Origin of the sequence: Lentibacter sp. (genome assembly GCF_029254145.1) — a bacterium.
Lineage (GTDB): Bacteria > Pseudomonadota > Alphaproteobacteria > Rhodobacterales > Rhodobacteraceae > Lentibacter.
The window spans coordinates 22,281-29,584 of the sequence record NZ_JAQWYD010000060.1; the positions used below are offsets into that span (position 1 = coordinate 22,281).

At 54.0% G+C, this 7,304-nt stretch carries 8 protein-coding genes; 3 read left to right on the forward strand and 5 right to left on the reverse strand.

Annotation, left to right across the window (positions count from 1 at the left end; genetic code table 11):
- Positions 1 to 440: 440 nt before the first annotated feature.
- On the forward strand, positions 441 to 689 hold the full coding sequence (locus tag P8O11_RS07125; protein WP_300293148.1) for an EF-hand domain-containing protein: 249 nt from the start codon (positions 441 to 443) through the stop codon (positions 687 to 689).
- Positions 690 to 737: 48 nt separating this feature from the next.
- On the forward strand, positions 738 to 986 hold the full coding sequence (locus P8O11_RS07130; protein WP_300293150.1) for an EF-hand domain-containing protein: 249 nt from the start codon (positions 738 to 740) through the stop codon (positions 984 to 986).
- Between the two features lie 97 nt (positions 987 to 1,083).
- Here P8O11_RS07130 and P8O11_RS07135 read toward each other — a convergent pair whose 3' ends face one another.
- Together P8O11_RS07135 and rocF are read right to left on the reverse strand one after the other, a co-directional pair.
- Entirely contained in the window at positions 1,084 to 2,127 is a 1,044-nt protein-coding gene (locus P8O11_RS07135; RefSeq protein WP_300293151.1) for an ornithine cyclodeaminase, read from the reverse strand.
- Positions 2,128 to 2,137: 10 nt separating this feature from the next.
- Complete coding sequence (rocF, locus tag P8O11_RS07140) at positions 2,138 to 3,058, reverse strand: arginase (protein WP_300293153.1); 921 nt, start codon at positions 3,056 to 3,058, stop codon at positions 2,138 to 2,140.
- A gap of 124 nt (positions 3,059 to 3,182) precedes the next feature.
- Between rocF and P8O11_RS07145 the strand changes: the two genes are divergently transcribed.
- Positions 3,183 to 3,611 (forward strand): Lrp/AsnC family transcriptional regulator, encoded by a 429-nt coding sequence (locus P8O11_RS07145; RefSeq protein ID WP_300293155.1) that lies wholly within the window; start codon positions 3,183 to 3,185, stop codon positions 3,609 to 3,611.
- A 104-nt stretch (positions 3,612 to 3,715) separates the two neighbouring features.
- On the opposite strand, the gene P8O11_RS07150 is transcribed toward P8O11_RS07145, so the two are convergent.
- The 3 genes from P8O11_RS07150 to P8O11_RS07160 form a co-directional block, all read right to left on the reverse strand.
- Positions 3,716 to 5,263 (reverse strand): malonyl-CoA synthase, encoded by a 1,548-nt coding sequence (locus P8O11_RS07150; RefSeq protein ID WP_300293157.1) that lies wholly within the window; start codon positions 5,261 to 5,263, stop codon positions 3,716 to 3,718.
- A gap of 10 nt (positions 5,264 to 5,273) precedes the next feature.
- Positions 5,274 to 6,512 (reverse strand): malonyl-CoA decarboxylase, encoded by a 1,239-nt coding sequence (locus P8O11_RS07155; protein WP_300293158.1) that lies wholly within the window; start codon positions 6,510 to 6,512, stop codon positions 5,274 to 5,276.
- A partial coding sequence (locus P8O11_RS07160) for a TRAP transporter large permease (protein ID WP_300293160.1) occupies positions 6,509 to 7,304 on the reverse strand: 796 nt, incomplete at its 5' end. The genes P8O11_RS07155 and P8O11_RS07160, both read right to left, overlap by 4 nt.

Sequence of the window (7,304 nt, forward strand, 5' to 3'; positions counted from 1 at the left end):
CCCCGGAACGCGTTCAGGCCGCAGGCATAAAACTACGAGCGGTGATATATAACTGAGCCTGAATGGCGAAACTTTACGGGGGGCCCAGGCGGCTCCCCTTTTTTGTGTAGAATCAAGGCGCAGGCGTCAAAAGTTCGTCTTTTTGAGAAATCAAATGGTGCTATGAAATAGAGATCAGCGCTTGATCTTGCAAGTGGTCCATGAGCGGCTGAATTGCATAAGCGCGACTTTGCCAAAGTCGATATGAGTCTTGTGCGCCAAATGGCTCAAACCTCTGTGCAGCGAACCATTGAGCGCACAAGCGCCTGCCAAATCGGGGAGTTTTGGCGGCTTTTAGCACGTTTTGGGGAGGCGCTCAGATGGCGCTGTTCGAATTCAAAAAATGGGGATTATCTCAGCCGAGAAGGCAAACCCGCCTTCCTCAACTTGTAGGATGAATGATGAACAGATTTGCACTGACCATGGCAGCACTTGTGACAGCGATCTCACCTGCGCTCGCGATGAGCAACAGCGCCGTTGAAGTGGATACCAATGGTGACGGCGTCTTGTCATTGGAAGAGGTCCAGGCTGTTTGGCCCAGCGTTACCACCGAAGACTTTGAGACGATGGACGCAAATGCCGATGGTTCACTTGACGACACAGAAATCAAGACTGCTGAAGAAGCAGGCATGATGAGCACGGATGGCTAAGACCCAACGGCTCCTACGTAAAACCCCCTGAAATATAAGGAAAAGACCATGAAAAAGACAACGCTTGCACTGGCCGCTCTTGCGACGCTTCTGACACCTATGCTTGCCAGCGCTGATATGCTTGCAGAGCTCGATACCAATGGCGATGGTGCCGTGACTGTTGACGAACTACAGACCGTAAACCCAGATATGACAGCCGAGAGCTTCTCGGAAATGGATATCAATGATGACGGTTTGCTCGATGCAGATGAGATCACAGCCGCAGAGGAAGCTGGCACGATCAACCAAGACGGCTAACGCTCGCTTAAAGCCGAGCCTGTTCCCCTCAAGCAAGGCTTTGCGCGCGATTGAAACATAAGAAAAGCCCCCGAAGCTTCTGCTTGGGGGGCTTTTTTTAACCAGCGCGTTTGAGCATTCCGAAGAGATCCCGTGGGTCATCAGGATCTGCTAGCATATCCAGATTTTGAAAGAAGTCGGTGCCTTTGATGTGTTCGCGCACGTAGCGGAGTGCGGAAAAATCTTCGATTGCAAACCCTACGCTGTCAAACAACGTGATCTGTTTATCGCTCGTGCGGCCTTTTGCCTGGCCTGTGATCACTTGCCATAACTCCGTCACAGGATGGTCCTGCGGAAGCTGTTGAATTTCGCCCTCGATACGTGTTTGGGTCGGAAATTCAACAAATATATCAGCGCGATGCAGGATTTTTGCGGCAAGTTCTGTCTTGCCAGGGCAGTCACCGCCGATGGCGTTGATATGAACACCTGCGCCGATCATGTTATCTGTTAGGATCGTGGCACATTGTTTGTCGGCGGTACAGGTTGTGATGATCTCTGCACCTTCCATGCTCTCCTCGGCCGATTTACATTTGGTGACCTTCACTCCCATGCCCTCAAGATTGCGAGCGGCCTTTTCTGTCGCTTCTGGGTCGATATCATAGAGCCGAACCGCCTCCAGTCCGATGATGGCCTTCATAGCCAGCGTCTGGAACTCAGATTGGGCGCCATTGCCGATCATAGCCATCGTCTTGGCGCCTTTTGGCGCAAGGTGTTTTGCGGCCATAGCGGAAGTCGCTGCCGTTCGGATTGCCGTGAGCATGGTCATCTCGCTGAGCAGGGTGGGGTAGCCTGTGTAAACATCAGCCAGAAGACCAAAGGCGGTGACGGTTTGTAAGCCCTCCGAGATGTTCTTCGGGTGGCCGTTTACATATTTGAAGCCATATGCTTCACCGTCGGAAGTTGGCATAAGCTCGATCACCCCCACATCGGAGTGGCTTGCCACACGGGGGGTCTTGTCAAAAAGCTCCCAGCGTTTGAAGTCGTTTTCAATCTCTTGTGCGAGGCCAAGCAGCATATTTTCGAGCCCGATATGGTGCACCAGTTTCATCATGTTGTCGACGGAAACGAAGGGGACGTAGGCTTTGGGTGATGGATTTAACATTCTGTTATCCTTATGAAAAAGCCCGTGTCGGGCGGTCAAACACACGCCGCCCAAGGGCGGAGGCGGCCAGATCGACCATCACCTGTGCCGTGCGGCCGCGCTCATCGAGGAAGGGATTGAGCTCGACAAGATCCAGCGAGCTCATCAGGTCTGAATCACAGATCATTTCCATGACCAGATGTGCCTCACGGATGGTTGCGCCGCCGGGCACGGTCGTGCCGACAGCGGGGGCGAAAGCGGGGTCGAGGAAATCTACATCAAGGCTGACATGGAGCGCGCCATTGGCTTTCTTAACCTTGTTGAGAAAAGCAGCCAGCGGCTTTGCAATCCCTGTTTCATCAATGCGGCGCATGTCATAGGCATGAATATTGGTGTCTTGCATCGCTTCTCGCTCGGCAGCGTCAACGGACCTAAGTCCAAGAATACAAACGTTTTCTTCAGGAATTGGGCGCTCGACTTTGGGGAAGCCTGCGAAGCCTTTGCGGCCTGTGACATAGCCTATCGGGGTTCCGTGAAGATTGCCTGAATCAGTCGTTTCGGGGGTGTGGTAGTCGGTGTGGGCATCCAGCCAGAGCAAGAACTGGGGCTGATTCTTTTCAGTTGAATAGGCGTTCACGCCACCGACCGAGCCGAGCGAAAGAGCATGGTCACCCCCAAGAAAGATTGGCAAACCTTTGGCCATTGCGTCCTTGCCTGTGCGCCAGAGGCGGTTGGTCCAACCCACAGTTTCATGGTGCTTGTAAATGCGCGCTTCGGGGTCATCAGGCGCGTGCTCGGCGGGGGCGAGATTGCCCCAATCGCGGACCCGATAGCCTAGGCCTGTAAGGGCCTCGGAAAGGCCTGCAGTCCGGTAGGCGTCTGGCCCCATGAGGCAGCCTTTTCGGCGCTTGCCAGAATCCATTGGAGCGCCAATGAGAATGATGTCACGCATGGTTTTGAAGCCTTTTCCTGTCGCGGTTTGAGAGAAGATTATGGACTAAATGAGAGGTGATATAGCTTCCAAAGTGATCATTTAGTTGATAGATTTATCAGATTGATATAAAAAAGTGACCAAGATGGATGATCTTGACCAAAACCTGATTTCGGCCCTGCGGCACGATGCACGGGCCTCACATTCTGACCTTGCTGCGCAGCTTGGAGTGACGCGCGCGACGGTACGGGCGCGGCTCGCGCGGCTGGAGGCGCGGGGGGTGATTTTGGGCTATTCTGTGGTGCTGAAAGAGGATCGTCTTGCGGACCCTGTGAGGGGGTTGATGATGATCGGAATCGAGGGCCGTGGAACCGAAAGAATTCTGCGTCAGCTGGCGGGATTTTCCGCTGTGAGAGGCGTGCATAGCACCAATGGACGTTGGGATGCGATCGCCGAAATCGGCACGGACAGCCTTGAAGCTTTTGACGAGGTTCTGGCGCGTATCCGCAAGTTGGACGGGGTCGCAACTTCGGAAACCTCGCTTTTGTTGAGTACCAAAAAAGCCTCAAATTGAGCAGCGTCCCGCTTGGTTAACGTGTGTTTTGACGCCCGAAAACAGGGGGGTGAAAAGCGTGCACAACCCGTGCACCGCCTGAATCGAGGGTTTGTTAACGGAAGTTAAGTTAATGGGGCGTTCGGTGAGGGGGAGAGAGCGGGCATGAATATGTCTTTGAATTGTTCGCGGAGTTCTTTCTTCTGAACTTTACCCATCGTGTTGCGGGGCAATTCCGGAAGTACCACCAGTCGCTGCGGGTGTTTAAAACGCGCAAGCGATGCACCAATTCTCTTCTTGATGCCGTCGAGATCGAGATCGGCTTTGCCTTCAGCGACGAGAATGCCGACAACGGTCTCGCCAAAGTCGGGATGTGGAACGCCGATCACGGCGCTCTCTAGTACGCCTTCTTCCTCGTCGAGCAAGAGCTCAATCTCTTTTGGGTAGATGTTATAGCCGCCGGAGATAATCAGGTCTTTGCTTCGCCCGACGATGTGCAGATAGCCGTCTTCGTCAATCTGACCCAAATCGCCAGTGATAAAAAAGCCGTTCGGGCGCAGTTCCTCGGCCGTTTTTTCCGGCATCTGCCAATAGCCCTTGAAGACATTTGGTCCCCGGACCTCGATCTCTCCGATCTCACCTTGAGGGACTGTCTCGCCGGTGTTGCTGTCAGTGATCTTTATCTCCACGCCAGGTAACGGGAAACCAACTGTCCCTGGGCGCCTTTCGCCATCATAGGGGTTCGACGTGTTCATGTTCGTCTCGGTCATCCCGTAGCGTTCCAAAATGCGATGGCCGGTCCGTTCTTCAAAGTGGACGTGCGTTTCGGCCAACAGAGGCGCTGAGCCGGACACAAAGAGGCGCATGTGCTGTGCCGCTGTCCGCGTGAAGCGTTCGTTGCCCAATAGCCGGGTGTAGAATGTCGGAACGCCCATCATTGTCGTGGCTTGAGGCATGAGATCCAAGATCACATCAAGGTCGAACTTGGGGAGAAACAAGAGCTTTCCACCTGCCAAAAGCGTAATATTGGTGGCGACAAAGAGGCCGTGGGTGTGGAAAATCGGGAGTGCATGCAGAAGCGAGTCTGCTGCCGTGAACCTCCACTCACTTGCCAGCGCCTTACAGTTGGACAGCAGGTTGCCTTGGGTCAGCATAGCACCCTTTGAGCGGCCCGTTGTGCCAGAAGTGTAAAGGAAGGCTGCCAGATCGTCTTTGGAGCGCTCGACCGTGGAAAACCTGCTTGGCATGACGTCAGCTTGCATCGCAAAACTTCCGCTTCCATCGGCGTTCATCGTCTCCAGGGTCGCGCCGCAAGCCTTAGCAACAGGTTCCAACGCCTCGGAGCGTTTGCCATCACACAGAATTAGCCGCGCACCGCTGTTTTCGGCGAAATAGGAGACTTCATCCGCAGTATACGCCGTGTTCAGCGGCAAAAACACGATTCCAGCTTGCACGCAGGCCGCGTAAACAGCGACGGCTTGTGGCGACTTGGCAACTTGAACTGCGATACGGTCGCCCGGCTGAACGCCCAGCTGGACAAGAAGATTGGCATACTGGGCCGCCAATTCTAGGAAATCATTATGCGTGATAGTGGAGCCATCCGCCATCTGCAAGAAGCTCGTGGTCTTGCCCTGGTGTTGTCCAAATAAGGTATCAAAAAGAGGATTGGGCATCTTGATTCTCCTAGGCGTCTGCGGTCACAGACGCGCTCAATGCTTTAACGGCGTCGGAGGCCACGACGGTCTTTTCGCCGACGAAGCGTTCATGGTTTTGCGAAATTTGGTTTAGGTCATAAAGGTAGTTCACCATCGTCCCGTTGGACTGACGCCGACCATTTTCAGAAATATCAGCATCAGCGTGCACGGCGTGGACCAGCGCGCCATTTCCAAGATGGAACCGGGCAACCGGGTCAAAGGGCATTCCGTCGGATCTTTTCGCTTCGAGCAGATAGTGGGAAGCCAATGCCTGATTGTCTTCTGATTTCAGGGCATCGTGTGCCGCCCCTCCAAGCCATTTATTCAGGCCCGGGATAGGTGAGAGCGTCACGAAAGTACTCAGGCCCGGCAGATCCTTCGAAAGGTCCGACACAACCTGCTTGATGAGCGAGTTTCCGAATGAAATGCCTGCAAGGCCCTTTTGGCAGTTGGAAATTGAGTAAAACACGGCTGTATCGGCTTCCTCAGCGTCTATCGCGATGCGATCATCTGCCAAGAGGCCCTGGACCGAGTTGGGGATACCCTTCGTCAACGCAACTTCCACGAAGATCAATGGCTCATCAGGCATGGCCGGGTGGAAGAAGCCAAAACAGCGACGGTCTGATGGTTTCAATCGCCGCCGCAGATCGTCCCAGCTGTCGATGGCATGGACCGCCTCATAAGCGATGATCTTTTCGAGGATTTCAGCAGGGCTTTCCCAATTGATTGGCCGCAGGACCAGAAAGCCGCGATTAAACCAAGAGCTGAAGAGATGCTTGAAATCAACATCTAAAGGCTCAAGCTCCGGGCGCTCCCGCATGATCTCCAGAAGATCTTTGCGCATGGAAACGAGCTGCACTGTAGCACCGGGAACCTGGTTCAAACGGCGTGCAAGTTCTTGCCGTTTTGGTTCACAGGCCGCCGCAAAGGTGCGGTAGGTGCTTTTGCCAGGTTTGTCGCGATACGCTTGAAGCGTTGAGATGACCGCGTCCGGATCAATCTCCAATTTAAGCGTGACGAACTGGAAAAACTCTGTCTTTTCGCCAAGCGACATTCCTGCGTAGCGATCGAGCAGATTGCGCGCCAAGGTCACGCCCGACACCTCGCCATAGCTGCTTAAGAGCGCGCTACACAGGCTTTCCGTTGTCCGTTCATCGACCTCGTCCTGCCGCGCCCGGCGATACCGACGGTCAAAGACCGTCGATATCAAATCGCCAAAGTAGCTCATATCGCCTCTCCCATAACGACGTCGGGCAGCCATGTCGCCAAACCGGGGAAGAAGCAGAGCAGGATGATTGCAACAACCATACAGGCCACAAACGGCAAGGAGCCCTTCAAAATGGTCTTCAGTGAGATATCTGGCGCAATGCCGTTGATCACATAGAGGTTCAGACCCACCGGTGGTGATATAAGCCCGATCTCCATGTTGATCGTCAGGACAACTGCAAACCAAATAGGGTCAAAACCTGCCGTTGTTATGATGGGTAACAGGATTGGTGCCGCCATCAGGATCACGGCCACCGGAGGCAGGAAGAAGCCCGCGACCAGAAGGAACAACATAACGAAGGTCATGAGCACCCAGCGGTTCACATTCAGAGTGCCTATCCATTCGGCAATCGCTTGCGTGATGAAAAGGCTCGAGAGCATGTAGGAGAAGACACCAGCAGCTGCGATGATGAAGAGGATCATCACACTCTCTTTGGTGCTGTCGCGCAGCACGACCCACAGATCTTTCGGGTTCCAGAGTTTGTAGATGATCATTGCGATCATGAGACAGAGAAGCGCTCCAACGGCGGCGGTTTCTGACGGCGTAGCTATGCCGCCATACATGGCGTAGAGCACGCCGATGATAATAGCGAGGAACGGCAACACGCGCGGCAGGATCTCGAACTTTTCTTTCCAAGTATAGTTACCTGCGTTCAAAAGTTCTTTGTTCCCAGACTGCCAGGTCGAGTACAGCGACCATACCATAAATAGCAGTACGAGAAGAAGACCAGGGATAACGCCTGCAAGGAAGAGG